The 17,490-nt window shown below is 45.6% G+C and carries 17 protein-coding genes; 11 read left to right on the top strand and 6 right to left on the bottom strand.

The genetic code is table 11. The annotated features are described in order from the left end of the window. Positions 1–380, top strand: a 380-nt coding sequence (locus O9139_RS11420) for a hypothetical protein (RefSeq protein ID WP_270879595.1), incomplete at its 5' end; no start/stop codon positions are given. A 216-nt stretch (positions 381–596) separates the two neighbouring features. Here the strand turns inward: O9139_RS11420 and O9139_RS11415 are convergent. Beyond that, positions 597–2,573 carry an SH3 domain-containing protein gene (locus O9139_RS11415; protein ID WP_270879594.1) on the bottom strand — a complete coding sequence of 659 codons (1,977 nt, stop codon included), beginning with the start codon at positions 2,571–2,573 and terminating at the stop codon, positions 597–599. Between the two features lie 182 nt (positions 2,574–2,755). On the opposite strand from O9139_RS11415, the gene O9139_RS11410 reads away from it, so the two are divergent. The 3 genes from O9139_RS11410 (at position 2,756) to fsa (ending at position 5,207) form a co-directional block, all read left to right on the top strand. Then, the gene (locus O9139_RS11410) at positions 2,756–3,304 is read left to right on the top strand and encodes a D-lyxose/D-mannose family sugar isomerase (protein ID WP_377526062.1); all 549 of its coding nucleotides are present in this window, start codon (positions 2,756–2,758) and stop codon (positions 3,302–3,304) included. Positions 3,305–3,582: 278 nt separating this feature from the next. Further along, on the top strand, positions 3,583–4,374 hold the full coding sequence (locus O9139_RS11405; protein ID WP_270879593.1) for a class I SAM-dependent methyltransferase: 792 nt from the start codon (positions 3,583–3,585) through the stop codon (positions 4,372–4,374). 167 nt (positions 4,375–4,541) lie between these two features. After that, the gene (gene fsa, locus O9139_RS11400; RefSeq protein ID WP_270879592.1) at positions 4,542–5,207 is read left to right on the top strand and encodes a fructose-6-phosphate aldolase; all 666 of its coding nucleotides are present in this window, start codon (positions 4,542–4,544) and stop codon (positions 5,205–5,207) included. Positions 5,208–5,450: 243 nt separating this feature from the next. Here fsa and O9139_RS11395 read toward each other — a convergent pair whose 3' ends face one another. Next, a complete protein-coding gene (locus O9139_RS11395; protein WP_270879603.1) occupies positions 5,451–5,672 on the bottom strand; it encodes an alpha/beta-type small acid-soluble spore protein in 222 nt (73 codons plus the stop codon). Positions 5,673–5,886: 214 nt separating this feature from the next. Between O9139_RS11395 and O9139_RS11390 the strand changes: the two genes are divergently transcribed. Continuing rightward, a complete protein-coding gene (locus O9139_RS11390; protein WP_270879602.1) occupies positions 5,887–6,660 on the top strand; it encodes an SDR family oxidoreductase in 774 nt (257 codons plus the stop codon). 59 nt (positions 6,661–6,719) lie between these two features. Then, positions 6,720–7,067 (top strand): VOC family protein, encoded by a 348-nt coding sequence (locus tag O9139_RS11385; protein ID WP_270879591.1) that lies wholly within the window; start codon positions 6,720–6,722, stop codon positions 7,065–7,067. Positions 7,068–7,140: 73 nt separating this feature from the next. Here the strand turns inward: O9139_RS11385 and O9139_RS11380 are convergent, their stop codons facing one another. Further along, positions 7,141–8,466 (bottom strand): spore germination protein, encoded by a 1,326-nt coding sequence (locus O9139_RS11380; protein WP_270879590.1) that lies wholly within the window; start codon positions 8,464–8,466, stop codon positions 7,141–7,143. A 506-nt stretch (positions 8,467–8,972) separates the two neighbouring features. Between O9139_RS11380 and O9139_RS11375 the strand changes: the two genes are divergently transcribed. Together O9139_RS11375 and O9139_RS11370 are read left to right on the top strand one after the other, a co-directional pair. Beyond that, positions 8,973–10,547 carry a choice-of-anchor I domain-containing protein gene (locus O9139_RS11375; RefSeq protein ID WP_377526058.1) on the top strand — a complete coding sequence of 525 codons (1,575 nt, stop codon included), beginning with the start codon at positions 8,973–8,975 and terminating at the stop codon, positions 10,545–10,547. 324 nt (positions 10,548–10,871) lie between these two features. Beyond that, the gene (locus O9139_RS11370; protein ID WP_270879588.1) at positions 10,872–12,296 is read left to right on the top strand and encodes an MATE family efflux transporter; all 1,425 of its coding nucleotides are present in this window, start codon (positions 10,872–10,874) and stop codon (positions 12,294–12,296) included. Positions 12,297–12,315: 19 nt separating this feature from the next. Here O9139_RS11370 and O9139_RS11365 read toward each other — a convergent pair whose 3' ends face one another. Continuing rightward, complete coding sequence (locus O9139_RS11365) at positions 12,316–13,206, bottom strand: AraC family transcriptional regulator (protein ID WP_270879587.1); 891 nt, start codon at positions 13,204–13,206, stop codon at positions 12,316–12,318. A gap of 130 nt (positions 13,207–13,336) precedes the next feature. Here O9139_RS11365 and O9139_RS11360 point away from each other — a divergent pair, with 130 nt between their 5' ends. Continuing rightward, positions 13,337–14,107: a phytanoyl-CoA dioxygenase family protein gene (locus O9139_RS11360; protein ID WP_270879586.1), complete on the top strand. Its 771-nt coding sequence runs from the start codon at positions 13,337–13,339 to the stop codon at positions 14,105–14,107. 257 nt (positions 14,108–14,364) lie between these two features. After that, entirely contained in the window at positions 14,365–15,303 is a 939-nt protein-coding gene (locus tag O9139_RS11355; RefSeq protein ID WP_270879585.1) for an aldo/keto reductase family protein, read from the top strand. 179 nt (positions 15,304–15,482) lie between these two features. Here the strand turns inward: O9139_RS11355 and cyoE are convergent, their stop codons facing one another. Further along, positions 15,483–16,403, bottom strand: a complete 921-nt coding sequence (cyoE, locus tag O9139_RS11350) for a heme o synthase (protein WP_270879584.1) — start codon at positions 16,401–16,403, stop codon at positions 15,483–15,485. A gap of 338 nt (positions 16,404–16,741) precedes the next feature. Here cyoE and O9139_RS11345 point away from each other — a divergent pair, with 338 nt between their 5' ends. Then, entirely contained in the window at positions 16,742–17,137 is a 396-nt protein-coding gene (locus tag O9139_RS11345; protein ID WP_270879583.1) for a VOC family protein, read from the top strand. A 29-nt stretch (positions 17,138–17,166) separates the two neighbouring features. On the opposite strand, the gene O9139_RS11340 is transcribed toward O9139_RS11345, so the two are convergent. Continuing rightward, complete coding sequence (locus tag O9139_RS11340) at positions 17,167–17,487, bottom strand: CBO0543 family protein (RefSeq protein ID WP_270879582.1); 321 nt, start codon at positions 17,485–17,487, stop codon at positions 17,167–17,169. Positions 17,488–17,490: the final 3 nt, after the last annotated feature.

The following is a 17,490-nucleotide window of genomic DNA, read 5'->3' as shown; positions in this document are numbered from 1 at the left end:
ACAAAAAGCTCGCTGCAACTCGGCGAAATCGGACTGCGGCTGACTCAACCGCCTCTGCCCACGCTCCAACTGGGCTTTTTCGGACTACGGCGGCCACCGCCGTAGCTGCCGGTGCTCCGCCGCGCCGTAGTCCGATTCTGCCCAATTGGAGCGGCACAGCGCGGGCGGTTCGGCTGCGCAGTCCGATTTTGACTGCTTACAGCGGCAGTCTGGTGCCTCCGCGCACAAAAAGCACGCTGCAACTCGGCGAAATCGGACTGCGGCTGACTCAACCGCCTCTGCCCACGCTCCAACTGGGCTTTTTCGGACTACGGCGGCCGCCGCTGCCGCTGCCGGTGCTCCGCCGCGCCGTAGTCCGATTCTGCCCAATTCTACGATAGATCAAGCCCGGAGGCGTTCTAGTGTGCGAATTGTTCCATATCCGGCGGCTGCAATTAGGGATATGATTCGATTATCTCAGGATTTATAGGATGGGATTTTTAGACAACGGTGCTTGAGCAGGGAAATACTTGATGGAGTTAGTGAAAGGTGCAGCCATCATGGCTGCACCTCTTTTTACGGATCCCCAAGGCAATAGCCCTGTAGATCTTATGGCTTTAATTCTCAGGAGCCGTCACTTCCCATTCCCGCTGCAGCAGGATGCGTTCCCCGACCTTGAATTGGAGGGAAAGGTGATTGATCCCCGACTTTAGCGGAACATCCAGTCCGACATCGGATAAACTGACTTGATAAGCCAACTTGTAAAGCTTCTTTATCTGTGCAGGTTGAACTGGGGATTGGCTGTCTGCAGCTTCCCGATTGCTGATAATGATTTGCAATGGCGGGGAAATCTCCTTATCTTCCTTGTATAAGTCCTCATACAGCAGCCCCGAGAGATGAAGATTGGCTGTGTTTGTCTTCTCAGGTAATTGCAAGCCGGAAATCTCATATTCCGTCGTGCTGAGCGTCACCTCTTTATTACCATATACAGCTTTGTCATTGTAGTATGTGTTTACGCCGAACAAAATTCTGAGATGAGTTAAGCTTAGAAGCGGAGCTCCTTGATTTGAATTCGCATCTGCGGTCGGAGCTACTGTGAGTCTGACGACATTCGCTGGATTGTCGTTCCAGAATGTCTTGGCTGTCTGCTCGCCGGCTTTCAATTGTACCGTATAGCCGTTCGCATTCTTAAAGGTCCACCAGCCCTCGGAGTTAGGACCAGATAGTTTATAGTGATAGAGATTTGCCAAAAAAGCTGAACGGAAAGCGGGCTCTTCGTTCACCATACTGCCGATCGCATCGGGACCAAACGTAAATTCACCAGATTCGTTCTGATAAAATGCACCTTGATAGGAAGTTTTCGCACGAATTTGCATGTCATTTTCGCGGTTCTTTAGTACGATAAGGTCTTGATATGGTTTTAATTGAATCCAACCTTGGCCTACAAAGGAGTTAACTTTAAACCAGCGACTGCCATCAGGTCCAGTCCAAGAAGCGAGAGGGTGGACGGTTTGTGGGGCGATGACCCCATGGTCTAGCGATATTCTCGTATTCGGGAATCGATAGATGTCCGTTGTCCCCTTAAGCACAAGGGAAGCGGTATCGTCGACGGCGTCTTCGGGGTCTGCATAGGTCGGGCTGAACCAACCTTCTGCTTGATCATTTTTGACATGGTACCAATTCTCAGGGCTCCACGACGTATCCGAAGTCGTCGTTTCTATTACGTTCAAATCGCCGGCTGGAAGCGTTGTTTTAATCTCGGCATTCGCGTCCGGATAAGCAAATAATGGACTTGGCTGTTTTCGGTTCAAGGTTTGCTTATCGGATACAATCAGCATGCCTCGACCACCCCATTTTAACCCTTGCACCGTTTCAAATTGATAGTAGGTATCGAGCAAGGAACGGAATTTCGCTGTTTGATGAACAAACTGATAGGTCAGGAACCCCTCATATTGATATGTGATGTAATCTATTGTCGGTTTGTTATTGTAGTACGTACTCGAGTAGAAAGCCTGCTGATCTACCGGTTGCAGCTTCCCGATCTCATCCAAATGCAAATGTACCCATTGGTCCCCTAGCCACGTGGTGTGGATTTTGATCCACCGTTTCGGGTTGTAATCCCCTTCAGTTTGGCGAAACCAGGCCTTCTCGGCACCGACGACGGTGACTTCCTGCGGCGATAGCGCCGCCGTCTGCCCTCCGGCTTCCGTTGGCCGCGCGTATAACGGCGTCTCGGTCATTAAATCCAAAGTCGAGGGAGGAGGGGCTTCAATTTGCCATGGAGCGGTTTTGATCCAGCGGTCGCCGCTGTCTGTATGTATTTTCCACCAATTGCCCGTTGTCGCCCAATGGATCTCGGCTTCGATGACTTCAACCGTTTGCGGAGCTAAGGCGCCTTCCGGTTTATTAAGCAGCGCATTCGGAATCACATAGAGGGGCATGTTTTCAATTAACGTAAGCTGCTTTGGAATAAAAATACCGTCCGCAGGCTCGGTTGGCGTATCTGCATATTCATAGGCGTTTCCTGTGGCCGCTAGCAGCCCGAGGTGCACACCGACACCGAGAAGCACGAGGATGGAAACTTTTTTCCACATAAGCTCAACTCCTTTGCGCTGAAATTTCAATTACCTAGTTTATTCTACTAAGAAATAGGAAAGAAGTTGTGCTCTTGGAATCAAATATTCAGCGTCCTAAAAAAGTTACCCATGACGATTTCATACAAGCAACAGGAACCTTTCCAACGTTGTTGAATTCTTACTAAAAAGGAGGTAAATCTATGTTATCTGTAGGTCAAGTGAAGCAGGCACAGGAAAAGACCGCTGCACTATTTGCCGAATTCGGCATCGTTCTGACAGCGGAAGAGCGCGTTAATATTGAAGTTGCCGATTTTGGACTAGGTGAGCTGCACCTTCAAGGTCTCGAGCTAATCACTTACGTCAACAACGAACGCTATTGCGTCAAAGAGCTAGTGTTGTTCCCAGGGCAAACGTGCCCGGAACATAAGCATCCCCCGGTAGCTTCAGATCCCGGCAAAATGGAAACCTTTCGCTGCCGCGCAGGAGAAGTTTACTTGTATGTGGAAGGCGATCCGACACCAGACACGAAGTCGCAAGTCCCTACCGGCAGTGAAGCGTATTATACGGTGTTTCATGAAATTCATCTGCGCCCAGGTGAGCAGTATACGATCGCTCCCAATACGCTGCATTGGTTTCAAGCTGGTGACAAAGGCGCGATTGTTTCGGAGTTTTCGAGTACGAGCAGAGATGAATATGATGTTTTCACGGACCCGCGAATTAACCGCATTACGGAAGTAAAAGGAGAGTAACAGGTAATAGGGCATTTACAACGACCTGCATCGATAACGAAATCCTGCCGCGACAATCGCGGCTTTTTTAATTGCTTTAGCGAATTGAACGTATACATTTACCTAGATGTGCGAAAAAGGCCCGAAGCAGTTCCGATTTGATCTACCGTTACCTGCGTGTAGAGCGCGATTTGATTTCCACTGACCATAGTGCCCATGGGAGATTAGCCTGCCAGATTACGGCGGAATGGAAGTTCGTAGTTTTTGATTACAGCATCTATGAATGGAGAAGGGTGAATATGAGCGAATGGAAGGATTTGACGAACGAATCTCAAATTAGATGGGATGGAATAGCGGAGTTTTGGGATGATTACATGGGTGAGCATAGTAACCGGTTTCATCGGGAAATTGTAAGACCACAAACAGAACAATTATTATCGATCGTAGAGGGCCAAACCATACTTGATATTGCCTGCGGGAATGGAAACTTCTCACGTAGGTTGGCCGATTTAGGCGCAAAGGTTGTTGCATTTGATTATAGTTCAAAAATGATTGAAAGAGCGAAGCTAAGGTCCGACGATTATATAAACAGAATTGAATACAAAATGATTGATGCTACAAACTATGATTCATTAATTGAACTTGGAACTGATCAATTTGATGGAGCAGTAGCGAATATGGCTTTAATGGATATTGCTGATATAACTAGTTTAACAAAAGCAATACATCAATTATTAAAGAAAAAGGGTGTTTTTGTATTTTCTATACCGCACCCTTGTTTTCAAGCACCTAACACAAGGAAGATTCATGAAACAGAAGAGATTCATGGTGAGGTTGTAACTAGAAATAGTGTACAGATATCGAAATACTTAAACCCTGAGCCTATGGAAACGATAGGAATAAAAGGGCAACCTGTTCCGCATCTCATTTTCCACAGATCTTTATCGTATTATGTGAACTTGTTTGTAAGTTCTAATTTTGTGCTTGATGGATGGGAGGAACCCAGTTTCCAAAAAGATGAGGATAGCAACAAACGATTTGATTGGTACGAACTCCCGCCTGCTGTCATATTCCGTTTTAGAAAATTATGATATTTGAACTTGAAGTGTGAGACCCGAAGATGATCCTGCATGCAAGTTGCAGGTTTGCGAAATACTAATAAATAGAACATAAAGTAAGTATTCGATGCCCTGCGGGGTCCATAAAACGAGCATCCTTGTGAACAAACGCAAATTCGAAAACACGGAGGGTATCCACGATGAAATTTTTTATTGACACTGCGAACTTGGTAGATATCAAAAAGGCCTATAAAATCGGCGTTCTTTCCGGAGTAACAACGAACCCATCACTCGTTGCAAAAGAAGGCGTGAAATTCGAAGACCGTGTCGAAGAGATTTTGAAGGAAGTGCCGGAAGTCGAATCGGTATCTGCGGAAGTTACTCCGGACGCGTTGACAGCAGAAGAGATGATTGCCCAAGCGAACGAATTGATTAAAATTAACAACGGTGACAAAAACATCACGATCAAGCTACCGATGACGCTGGAAGGTCTCGAAGCATGCCGTTACCTAACCAAAAAAGGTGTCAAAACGAATGTGACCCTCATTTTTACGGTCAATCAAGCATTGCTGGCTGCTCGCGCTGGCGCTACCTATGTGTCCCCATTTCTCGGCCGCTTGGACGACATTTCGGAAGACGGCGTATTGCTCGTAGCGAAAATTGCCGAACTGTTTCGCATTCATAACATGAGCGCGCAAATCATCGCAGCTTCCGTCCGCCACCCCGACCACGTTACACGCGTCGCCATGGCTGGCGCTCACATCGCGACAGTTCCGTTCGCGGTCATCGAGCAGCTTGCCAAGCACCCGCTGACAGAGCAGGGCATGGATAAGTTCGCTGCTGACTGGAAAAAAGCCGTTCGCTAAAATCGTTCGCATATAGGACATTTTATTGTCAGGTAATACAAGCTTTATCTCAGTAAGAGCCGTGTAGATCACGGCTTTTATTTTTTGGATAAAATTCGAACATAACTAACTTGTGGCAAACAAACCAACTTTCATATAAGTATATTGCGAAGTTCTACGAAATAAGTATGAATGGAACAACAAAAGACTGCAATCACCAGATGAAGATGAGGTGATCACAGTCTTATTCGCTTTTACATCACTTTAGTGGCGGAAACCTGTAGATGAGCCTGCCAGTTGTTGTTCAGCAATTTGAACCAAACGTTTTGTAATGTTACCACCAATGGAGCCGGCATCACGTGTTGCCAGGTTTCCGTTGTATCCAGTTGGAGATAGTGGGACTCCAAGCTCTTGTGCGACTTCATACTTCAACTGATCCAAAGCTGCTTGTGCCTGTTGTACGACGAGTGTGTTTCGATTTGCCATCATGAATCACTCCTTTTCTTGGTGTATCTGTATTATGTGGCTTTGGAGGATGAAATATACGACTGAACCGGCTGCACGTTGCAGAACTTACATCGAGTGCTCTGTAAAGTTTTTATTTCATTTGTAGGATGCCTTTCTATCTATAAAAACTTCATGTACACTTATTGGTAGAAAGTAGCTTACTCATGGAGATGGAAGGGACGGTTTGAATCTGATGAAAATGAGCGGTAATACGGTTCTTGTAACGGGGGGGTCATCCGGTATTGGCTTCGAATTTGCAAATCAACTTCTCAGGCTCGGGAATACGGTTATTATCACGGGGCGGGATCAGGCGAAGCTGGATGCAGCTCAGCAAAAGCTGCCAACTATACATACGTTTCAAAGCGATGCTGGCAACCCTCAAGCGATTGCAGCCCTGTATGCTGAGGTGGTAAAGCAATTTCCCAAGCTCAATGTATTGATCAATAACGCAGGGTTTATGCGAAAAATAAACCTTCATACTGCAGGTAACGATCTGGAGGATCTGAGCAGTGAAATCGAAACGAACCTCAGTGGTCCGATCTGGATGGTACAGCAATTTTTATCGCATCTGAAAACGCAAGAATCAGCTGCAATCCTTAATGTCTCCTCGGGCCTTGCGTTCGTGCCGCTTCCGATCTCGCCCATCTATTGCGCAGCGAAAGCCGGCATTCACTCTTATACGCTTTCTCTCCGAGCACAGCTTAAAAACACCAAGATCAAAGTATTCGAGCTGGCTCCACCATTGACAGCAACTCCACTGGTGGATACGTTCGATCCTGCGGAATTGACAGGTTCGAAAGCGATGCCCGTCACTGACATGGTGCGTTTTGCGATCAAGGGAATGGCAAGTGACCAGTACGAAATTCGGCCTGGCCAAAGCAATGCACTAAAAATGATGAACCGGATAGCGCCGAACTTTATTTTTAGCCAGCTCAGTAAGACTGTGGACCACATGCTGGGCAAATAGTGCGGGCAGTATAGAGAGATAGGAAGCTTAAATTTGATGTCAGACAGGAGTTAGCTACGATGATAAAAGGTTTCGGAGGCATATTCTGGCGAACTAAACATCTTGAAGTGACAAAAAAATGGTACAGTGAAGTGCTGCAGATGGAAATCGGAAATTGGAATGGTGCTGTGATAAAACCCGAACAAGGTAATGAGACGGTCTTTTCATTCTTTACCGACAATGACAGTTATTTTCCAACAGAACAACAAGTTATGTTAAATTTCCAAGTGCATAATTTAGACGAGATGATTCAGCACCTTGAACATATTGGTGTACCTCTTGCCAAGGAAAAAGAGAGTACTGAATATGGAAAGTTTGTTTGGATTGAAGATCCTGAAGGTCGACTGATCGAGCTTTGGGAGAAATAACGAGTTATCATTCAACAGCCGATCATCTGATCGGCTGTTTTTACTTTCGTTGTTGAAAAATTCCAAACTGGCACTATTTGATACTAGGTTGTCCTAATCTTCGGGAATCCAGAAAACTCATAAAAGGAATGCCGAATCGCTCGAGACCGCAAACATAAAAGCAAATGGCTATAAAGCCTGCGAACATGCCAAAAACACCAAGCATCCCTGAAAGGATTAAAATCCCAATTTTCATTTTCCGAATAATTAATGAGTTTAGATAATTAGGAAAGGCAAAGTTGGCTGTTACGGAAATCGACAGAACGATAATGACAAGGCTGCTTACAAGCTTTGCATCGACGATCGCTGTTCCAAGAACAATGCCGCTGGTAAGGGTAACGGATGCGCCTATGACTTTGGGCAATCGCTGTGTAGCTTCAATACTGATCTCGCTAACAATGATTAATAGAAGCATTTCTAAAAAAGTAGGAAGCGGGATTCCGATTCTGCTGCTTGCAACAGAAAGTGCAAGTTCGATTCGCAGCGTTTCAGGATTTACAGAGACCAAAGCTACATAGAGTCCAGGAGCCAATAGAGCGATGATTAAGCTCAACAAACGTAAACATCGAAGTCCAAGCATGATAAGTAAAGGGAGCTGCTTATCCCATTCCAAAGCAATTAAATCGTTGAATAGGAAAGGGAGAACATAGGCAATTGGTTCTCCATCGATGAACAAGAGCACTCTGCCTTCCATCAAAGACGAGGTCGCTTGGAGGGGGAGTTCTGTCTTGTAATAGGGGGGAATGATGTCTAATCGATTAAATCCCAGTATTTGCGTCAAGTTTTGATCATTTTTTAATTCTCTATTCGATGCTTGCTGTAAACAACTTCGAATTTGCTTCAACAACTCTTTATCCACACGCTGAGCGTGGTAAATGATAGACGCCTTCTTCGTGGAGTCTCCAGCGAAGGTGAAACCTTCAGCTATTAAGAACTGCGAATTCACCGCTTTGCGCAGGAGTCCAATGTTGGCGGCTAATGGCTCCGTAAAAGCAATCGCAGGGGCAAGCGGCATGTATTCGGTATCTGGACTATTGATCCCTCTGGAGAGATTAGTGGGCTTTCCTTGAAAACTAAAAGCACTTTCTCCATTTGTGTCTAATACAGCAACTCGCCCTTGATGAAGTTCTTTCATCTGGCTTTCGGACCATTTATTACCGGTTAAATGATTGCAAATGTCACTGAAGGGAGAGGAGGGGGTAATCCCGGAATTCCAAATAAATTCGATGGTCTCCTGAAAATTCACTACGGATTCAAAGTAAACCAACCACATACAATCTGCTCCGAGTTGTAGCGGTTTAACTTTCAAATCAACATTCAGTTCGGTTTCTTTGAGCATGATATGTAACAAGTTTTCCATGAGCTTACCTCCTAACAAGTAGTATTTGTGGCTGATAGGGATTATTATTCAAAATTTTCCAATAGATTGTCCGTTTTCTTCGTCTGCATCCAAATAAACATAGAGGTTTTTCTAGTTTAGGGTCACCTCTATTTCTGTATCAGGTTTGCCATCCTCGGGAATAGTACCCACATGTAGTAAATCTCTAATGCGATCGGGCTTTCAATACGTCGTTGCCAACATGTTTGTTCCCTGCTGCGATATTTGCCGGTGGTCAAGAACAAGGTCAGGAAGATGCAGAACGACTCGCAAGCTTCTGGGCATCAAACTCAATGATAAGCAGCGACGGACTAGATCACTAAATGACCTAATCTGCCGCTGCTTTTTATTTTAATATCGTCTCCGTCGCTGCGTCCCGCCATCCTTTCCTATTAAATTTACAGAACATCCACATAGATATTTAATAGATTTCACAAGAAATTTCCTATCATGATGAGTGAAATACATTGAAATTTTGTAAAGGAAGGGTGTATACATTGATTAACAAAAGTAACATTGCAGCAGCTATCTCCGGCTGTGTGCTAGCCGCAAGTTTGAGCATCAGTACCTTACACGCGCAATCAGACGATATCCAGCTCAGACAAGTCATCGAGAACATGCAGGGTACTGTTACATGGAATGAACATGACCGCTCCGTCTCCATTGCCGTGAATGGAGTTAATGCGAATATCCCCATTGATCAAGAGAATGCTACGATTCAAGGCAAAGTTGTCAAGCTGAACCAAAAACCATACATTTCCGATAATATGGCTTACATTTCTCCGGAAACTTTCAAGCTGATCCGCGACAAAGTTGTCGCCCTGATAAACCAATCCGGTTTAGAGCTGCTTGGCTCCTACTCCACGCCATCTAAAAAAGCGGAAATTTCTGCATCCACGCCGGACGGTAAACGCTTGATCGTCACTGAAGCCACGCTAGGCAGCATCCGTGTTTTGAACATTGAGGATGTAACGAAAGTATCGGACGTGAAGCAAATAAGCTTCAAAAACATTTCCGACAAAGCGGAAGTAACGAGTGTAGCCGTAACGCCTGACGGTAAATACGCATTGGCTGCTGTTCGCACCGGTGATGATGTTACAAATCCAAGCAAAGGTTTCGTAGCCGTAGTCGATCTAGCGACTTTGGAAACGGTCAAAACCTATGAGGTGGGCATCGGACCGGACTCCATCGCAATCTCCAAGGACGGACAATATGCGGTGATTGCCATTGAGGATGAAGAGATCGATTTGACCACTGAGGAAATCGACATGAAAACGACAAAGCGCCCTGGTTCTATTGCAATCCTGACTTTACCAGCTGGTGATGCAACGAAGGCTGAATTGACCAACATAGCTATCGACCTAAGCCAAACAGGCGGCGGAGCTATGTCCCTTCACGATCCTCAGCCGGAATATGTAGCCATAAGTGCTGACAGCACGACGGCAGCTGTGACACTTCAAGAGAATAATGCGATCGCAATCGTGAATTTGAAAGATAAGAAGGTTACAAAAACATTCGGTCTTGGAACTACCAAGCACTTTGCGGACCTGAAAAGCAATGGTACGGTGTCTTTCAAAGACGAAATGAAAGCTCGTCCTGAGCCGGATGGTATTGCCTTTACTGCCGACGGCAAATATCTCATTACTGCCAATGAAGGCGATCTGGGCAAGGATGAGTTTAAGGATGGCGTGAAGTCAGGCGGCCGGAACATCATGGTTTGGGATCTTGACGGAAAGCCTGTGTACGACAGCAAAGAGCTGGTTGATTTGAAAGCTGCGCAAGTGGGCTTATACCCGGATGAGCGCAGTGCTAACCGCGGATCTGAGGTTGAGAATGTCACGATTGGCGAAGTCAACGGCAAGCAAATGTTGGCTGTAGCAGCCGAAAGAGACAATGCTATCTTGTTCTTTGATATGACGGATCCTGTTAATCCGGTTTTCAAAGGATTGATTCCAAGTGCTGGCGTTTCTCCTGAGGGTATTCACAAAGTGAATGGAAGAAACCTGTTCGTGAGCGCGGATGAAGTTTCGGGTACAGTAAGTTTTTATGGGGTAAAAGAATAGTTAATAAGACGAGGGCTTCCTTTCACAGGGGGCCTTTTTTCCTAGGCACTATTCGTACCACAACAGGCATGCGATAGGATAGGAAAGGCACACTCCGTAATGTGGTAATTGTTAGCCTCGTCTGGTATAGATCTAAAAATCGAAACCGCGTAAATCGCGGCTTTTTTTGTCCATATAGGTCTTATCCACCACCGCATGGTGAAGCATGTGACAAACCATTCCAATAAATTAGTTGAATCGAAAATGTAAAAACATCATAGACATTTAAAACGAAGGAAATCGATTTCCTAAAAGTTAGCGTAACAGCAGGAAAGCGGGTGGACGATGATCGGAAAGATATTCACAAAACAGAAAGACAAGCTATTCGTACAAAGTTCGAAAGCGGGAGTACCCCCGTTTTCTTTAGGTGAGTTGGGAGATGGAAAAGCAGTTCGAAGAGCGATCATTCAGCTTGCAGGGCCATCCTTGGTGGAAATGCTGCTAATTAATTTTGTACAAATGCTGAGTCTGATTCTAGTAGGTCGAGTTGGACAGGAAGCGATTGCCGCTGTCGGATTGACCGGGTCGGTTTATTCCTTGCTGATAGCAGCTTTTATGACACTGGATGTGGGAACCACGGTTATCGTTGCCAGATCGATGGGGGCGGGCGATAGGCAAGAGGCCAACCGAGCAGCAAATCAATCCCTAACGCTTAACATCTTAATGTCCGTTGTGATTATCGTTCTTGGATACATCTTTGCGGGTGATTTATTGCGCATCATGGGGGCGACAGAGGCTGTGTTGGCACAAGGGAAACATTACGCCGAAATCTTGTTTTTATCCACTGGATTTAATACCGTCTCCATAGCACTTACGGCTATTCTCCGTGGTACGGGCGATACTCGCACACCTATGAAGATCAACGTATTAGCGAATATTTTAAACGTGGCGCTCGGTTTTCCTTTGATATATGGTTTCATGGGGGTGCCGGGAATGGGAGTGACAGGTGCCGCCTATGCGACGATGATCTCGCAGTTTATTGCCATGCTATGGGTCGTTCTCGTGATGGTTAGCGGGAAAAGCACAATACGACTCTCGTGGGGAGGAATGATTCGGCCTGAAAAGAAAACGCTGGGACGTATCCTGAAAATAGGTCTTCCTGCAGCGGTAGAGCAGGTGGCCCTGCGCGGAGGTATGTTGACATTTGTCATGGTTGCCGCCAGCTTAGGAACAGCAGCGTTAGCCGCGACGCAAATTTCCTTCAGTATTTTCGGCTTAACGTTTATGCCGGGAATGGCATTTTCAATTGCTGCATCGACGCTGGTCGGGCAGGCGCTCGGAGCCGCTAAGCCGGAGCTTGCGGAAAAATGCGGATGGCAGGTTCGTAAAATGGGTATGTTCGTATACGGAGCCATGGGGCTGCTCATTATTTTGTTTGCACCTTATTTGGTAATGATGTATACGCCAGATCCCGTCGTCATCGAAAAGGGTGCTATCGGCTTGAGAATCATGGGGTTTATTCAAGTTTCGGCAGGAACGTCATTTATTCTAGCAGGGGCGTTAAGGGGAGCTGGTGATACTCGGTACCCGCTGTATGTAACCTTAATCGGAGTTTGGGGGTTCCGCGTCTTCTTCAGTTTGATTTTTGTGTACCTGCTGCACTGGGATATTGCGGGTATTTGGCTGGCTGCGGCGGCCGATCAAGTCGTGCGCTCCTTGTTTATTGTTCATCGGTATAAGCGGGGTTCCTGGAAGCTGCTGAAAGTGTAACTTGCGGCCGTTAGTTAGTTTAGTACTCTTTCTTCGATAAGCGGTACTTGAGAGGGGGAATCCCCATCTTCTTACGAAAAACACGATAAAAAAAACTAAGATCCTCGAAACCAACCTCGTATGCGATGTCCGCGATTTTTTCGCTAGTCGTTTCCATCATTTTGCAAGCTTCTTTGATTTGAATGTCATGCTTATATTCGACGAATGTCTTCTTCGTATAGGCTTTAAATTTGGCAGTGAAAGAAGGAATACTCATGCCGCACAGACGGCTCAATTGATCGAGGCTGAACGGCTTGTTGTAGTGTTGTTCGATAAGGGAGACGACGGACGCAATCCACTGTTCATCCGTATAAGCTGGCGTTGGGTGCGGATTCCGGTGCGCAGCATAAAAGCGGCTTAATTGAACCATACATTCGATAAAACGGGTCTTAATCACCAGATGATATCCTGTCTGGCGTTCTTTTTCCTCCCTGTAGAGGGTTTCGAGATGGTTTTCAAATAAGGTTTGATGAAGTCCTGACAGCGTGAGATGAGGATAAAATGTAGCGTTTTTTCGCAAAAACGGTGCAATGTAAAAAAAATCAAGAAAAGAGGGGATTTCGCACAATGCATTTAGTTCCTTATGGAGCAGCTCTAACTTAAAAAGGACATTGTAAACGATTGTCTCTTTGTTCATTGCGCCTTTATAGCTGTGATAAATGTTCGGCTCTAGAATGAAAATATCCCCTGAGCGAAGCTCGTACGTCATCCCGGACATCTCGTGAACCGCGCAGCCCTCAACGACATAGACGAGTTCAACAAAATCATGGGTATGCAGGGGGATTTCCTGCCCTTTACGTATGGTATATTGCTCGATATGAAAAGGGAATGAAAGATCCTCGAAATATTGACTTGCTTGAAACGTGGACATGATCGTTATCTCCCCCCCGCAAAATTAGCAAATCATCTAATACATTTTAAATGATCATCCAAGAAGTTATTCCTTCGTCGTGATATAAAGGAGGTACCATAATGACAAGGAGCTGGTAACGATCGAAAACGTGGTTAATCAGGAGCAAATCGAGTTTTTTAAACAAAATGGGTTTGTCCAAATTGACAATATCATATCTCCGCAAGAACTGGAAGAATTAAGGGGTTTTATGGATGAAATTATGGATTCGAACCACGCCAACTCCATTCAGACAGATAAAAGAGGGGGCACTTATTATCGTGTGTTAAATCAGCGAGTGAATACATGGCGCGATCATGCCGGTATGGCCAGATACATGTCCCATCCCCGCTTTTCAAAAGCTGCTCTGCAGTTGACCGGTGCTCAAGGAATCCGCCTGTTTCATGATCACGCATTGTTAAAAATGCCGGAGGACTCCAAGGAAACGCCGTGGCATCAAGATCTTCCCTATTGGCCAATGAATGAGAATGGGGCATTGTCGATATGGATCGCACTTGACGATGTCGATGAAAGCAACGGCTGCATGATGTTCATACCGCGCTCACGCCAGGCCGGCAAATTAAATGCGATCAGTCTGACCGAGCCTCAGGATATTTTTGAATATGTCAAAGGAACCGATGTGGAAAATGAAAAGCCCGTCATATGCCGCATGAAAGCAGGGAGCTGTACCTTCCATGACGGTCTATGCTTCCATTATGCGTATCCCAATTATTCGCAAAAGCCGAGACGTGCGCTTGCCATCATCTATATGCCGGATGGCACGACTTATAGTGGCAAGCCGCATGTCCTTACCGATGATTTGGGATTGCAGGCAGATCAGCCGATTCGCGGGAATATGTTTCCGCTGCTCGCTCGAGGATAACATTTGCGATAAGGAGAGTTAGGTCGCGACAAAAAGGCCGGGGTTAGAAATGCGCCCTGGCCTTTTGGCAATCACTTTCTGAATATGAGATAGCTCAAGTGGTCTCGGACATAGCGAGCATAAAATTAGTTTGAACAAGTTTACTTACTATACTTTTGTTAAGTATGTGAACATAATTTCAGTACTTTTAAAAGAATACTAAGTATTTTATGATTAGGTAGTCAAGCTCGTTAAACCAAATGGAGGGAATGAATCACATGAAATACCGGAAATTAGGAAAATCTGGTCTTAAGGTCAGTGAGATAAGCTTAGGCAGTTGGCTTACATATGGCGGCTACGTTGAAAAGAAAAATGCTGTGGATTCGATTCACCAGGCATACGACCTCGGTATCAATTTTTTTGATACAGCTAACGTGTACGAACGCGGAGAAGCTGAGAAAGTGGTCGGAGAAGCGCTCAGCAGTTATGCCCGCGATTCCTATGTACTTGCGACTAAAGTGTTTTGGCCAATGGGTGACGGTCCCAATGATCGTGGATTGTCTCGCAAGCATGTTTATGAACAATTACATGCCAGTCTGAAGCGTTTGAATACGGATTATGTGGATATTTATTACTGTCACCGTTTCGATCCTGAGACTCCAGTAGAGGAAACGCTGCGTACCATCGATAATTTGGTGAGACAAGGCAAAATTTTGTATGCTGGAGTAAGCGAATGGACTGCTGCACAAATGGCAGAAGCGCTCGCAGTAGCTGATAAATATTTGCTTGATCGCATCGTCGTCAACCAACCTGTTTACAACATGTTCAACCGATATATTGAAAAAGAAGTGATCCCGCTCGGTGAAGAGAAAGGCATCGGTCAAGTCGTATTCTCCCCACTCGCTCAAGGTCTTCTTAGCGGGAAGTACACGTCAATTTCCGATGTTCCTGCCGATAGTCGTGCCGCCAAGCTTGAGAATATGAGGAAGGGTATCACTGAGGAAAAAATCGCCAAAGTCGGCCAGTTGAACGGAATTGCAAAGGAACTGGGGATCTCCGTCGCTCAACTCGCATTAGCTTGGATCTTGAGGCAGACCAACGTTGCGAGCGCGCTCGTCGGTGCAAGCCGTCCAGAGCAAGTCGTAGAAAATGCGAAAGCATCTGGTATCGAGCTATCATCGGATGTAATTAATCATATCGAATCCATATTGGCGTAAAGCCAACTTTTGTAATAGGAACTTGAAGCCGGCCAAGATGGTCGGCTTTTGCTTTTCCCCGGTAGTTCTAATCGAACCTTGCATAATATCTAATTAGGGTACGGATGTTCGGAGTTAGCAAATAGCAAAGGCTGCCGATAGTTTCAGCAGCCTTTGCTCATTAGTGGATTTTAGGGTGATTAAAATAAAAGAGCACCTAAGGAATAGCCTACGATCATCACGAGCAATACCGTAATGTGGTTAAGTGAAAAAATAAACATCGAACGGGCCCACTTGCCCTCTTCTTTCCGACGATACCCGCTGATGCTTAGAATGAACCAGGCTAAGCTCAGGATCGCGTTGGTAACGGCGATGTAAGGGTTAAACGACCAGAACAAAAAGCTGCACAGGAACAGCGCAACCAAATAAATGTTCATCTGTACGTACGTTCTCCGAATGCCTTTGACGACGGGCAGCATCGGGATGTTGGCCGCACGATATTCCTCCATGCGACGAATCGCGATTGCGTAGAAATGGGGCATTTGCCAGATGACCATTAATGCGAACAACGCAATGGCGCCGGGGTGCAAAATGTCAGGCGAGATCGCTGCCCATCCGATTAATGGAGGCATCGCTCCAGATAAGCTGCCAACCTCCGTGTTATAGACGGTTCTGCGTTTCGTCCAAATCGTATAGGGCACGACATAAATGAACAGGCCCAGAAAGCCGAAGAGAGCGGAAAGCGGAGAAGCAATATACAGCGCTATCAGCCCGCCAAGTGCGATCCAGCTCCCGATGAACAACCCGCTCCAGACGTTAACGATGCCAGATACGGTCGGTCTATTTTTTGTCCGTTCCATCACAGTGTCGATATCGCGGTCGTACAAATTATTGAAGATGCCGGCTGCTCCGATCACAAACACGGATCCGATTAAAGCCAACATCATGTTTCCGATTTTATCGAAAAATGAAATTTTGTGAATGAACATGGCCATACTAAGCCCCGCGACCATCGCAATGAGGTTCGACTTAATAATGCCAATCTTTATCGATTCAAAGAGTACCTTCGTTAATGAGACCTGAATCGGTTCGACACGAACCGGATTGCTTTGGATTAGCATGAAGTTAACACTTCCTTCTAATTAATTTCACTTCTTATAGGTTACCATATCACAAACGTATACGTGCCATTCCTCAGCTAACCCTCATGATTCTGTCATAATGATTTGTCGCTTTCGTGAATTCTTCTTTTTAAGTTATATCTATTCTTGATTCCATAAAATTCTTTTCAGTTTAAAATAGAATATCACCGTATACCATAATATGGTAAAATTGTACGTGAGAACGATCAGCAGTTCTCCCAATTGATATCACTTATTATTCCAAAAATGAGGGAGAAACTATTCAGTCCGACAGGAAAAAAGGGTACTCAATAAATTAGAAATGAGGTTGAATGTGAATGGCGATAACTGACTGGGCAAACCAAATTACCGAAATCACCTTGTTTGTAGAAGATTTGTTGAAGTCGAAGGCATTTTACCAAGAGACGTTTAAACTTACAACTTTATATGAAGATGAAAACTGTGTAGTGTTCGATTTTGGCAATACAAGCATCAATCTGTTAAAGCAATCGAACGCCAGCGAGTTGATTGAGCCCGCGCCGGTTGGTCGCGGCGGAGATGGTGCCCGGTTCCAGTTCACGATCCAAGTGCCGGACGTTGACAGGGTATGCGATGAGTTGGAAGTGCGTGGCGTTGAATTATTGAATGGACCTATAACGCGTCCCTGGGGGCGCCGGACGGCTTGCTTCGCAGATCCGGACGGCCATCTGTGGGAGATCGCGCAGGTGCTGTAGCCAAGCTGGAGGACAAATCTTTGTTTATGTTAAGCCTTGTTACCTACAACCGATCCTCCTGTGAACCATTTGTAAAACAAATAAGACAATTGCAATGCAATGCAAATAGAAATAAACGAAACATACCAAGACCAATGGATGTAAGCGACCAGTCTTGTGGCTTTCTGAAGTATTACTTCTCCTGCAGTTAGGACAGCAGTGAAAGACAGCGTATAAGCGAGTTTCACAACTGTGGGAGAAGTTGTTGGATAGCGTACATTGTATATGGCCGAAACACAAGGTAATGCAAAGTATTCGTATGTCAAAGCGGCTGAGATGAACCAAACAGCAACCTCAATTACGCGGTCCATCCT

This window comes from Paenibacillus aestuarii, assembly GCF_027789125.1.
GTDB classification, from domain to species: domain Bacteria; phylum Bacillota; class Bacilli; order Paenibacillales; family NBRC-103111; genus Paenibacillus_E; species Paenibacillus_E aestuarii.
The sequence above is the reverse complement of the archived record's forward strand: the minus strand, read 5'-3'. Positions and strand labels throughout refer to the sequence as shown.

Excerpts from the sequence above, each read along its gene's own strand:
- O9139_RS11370 (WP_270879588.1), top strand. The coding sequence starts at position 10,872 with ATGATCGGAAAGATATTCACAAAACAGAAAGACAAGCTATTCGTACAA.
- O9139_RS11365 (WP_270879587.1), bottom strand. The coding sequence starts at position 13,206 with ATGTCCACGTTTCAAGCAAGTCAATATTTCGAGGATCTTTCATTCCCT.
- O9139_RS11355 (WP_270879585.1), top strand. The coding sequence starts at position 14,365 with ATGAAATACCGGAAATTAGGAAAATCTGGTCTTAAGGTCAGTGAGATA.
- O9139_RS11405 (WP_270879593.1), top strand. The coding sequence starts at position 3,583 with ATGAGCGAATGGAAGGATTTGACGAACGAATCTCAAATTAGATGGGAT.
- O9139_RS11345 (WP_270879583.1), top strand. The coding sequence starts at position 16,742 with ATGGCGATAACTGACTGGGCAAACCAAATTACCGAAATCACCTTGTTT.
- O9139_RS11380 (WP_270879590.1), bottom strand. The coding sequence starts at position 8,466 with ATGGAAAACTTGTTACATATCATGCTCAAAGAAACCGAACTGAATGTT.
- O9139_RS11340 (WP_270879582.1), bottom strand. The coding sequence starts at position 17,487 with ATGGACCGCGTAATTGAGGTTGCTGTTTGGTTCATCTCAGCCGCTTTG.
- O9139_RS11410 (WP_377526062.1), top strand. The coding sequence starts at position 2,756 with ATGTTATCTGTAGGTCAAGTGAAGCAGGCACAGGAAAAGACCGCTGCA.
- cyoE (WP_270879584.1), bottom strand. The coding sequence starts at position 16,403 with ATGCTAATCCAAAGCAATCCGGTTCGTGTCGAACCGATTCAGGTCTCA.
- fsa (WP_270879592.1), top strand. The coding sequence starts at position 4,542 with ATGAAATTTTTTATTGACACTGCGAACTTGGTAGATATCAAAAAGGCC.
- O9139_RS11415 (WP_270879594.1), bottom strand. The coding sequence starts at position 2,573 with ATGTGGAAAAAAGTTTCCATCCTCGTGCTTCTCGGTGTCGGTGTGCAC.
- O9139_RS11385 (WP_270879591.1), top strand. The coding sequence starts at position 6,720 with ATGATAAAAGGTTTCGGAGGCATATTCTGGCGAACTAAACATCTTGAA.
- O9139_RS11395 (WP_270879603.1), bottom strand. The coding sequence starts at position 5,672 with ATGGCAAATCGAAACACACTCGTCGTACAACAGGCACAAGCAGCTTTG.
- O9139_RS11390 (WP_270879602.1), top strand. The coding sequence starts at position 5,887 with ATGAAAATGAGCGGTAATACGGTTCTTGTAACGGGGGGGTCATCCGGT.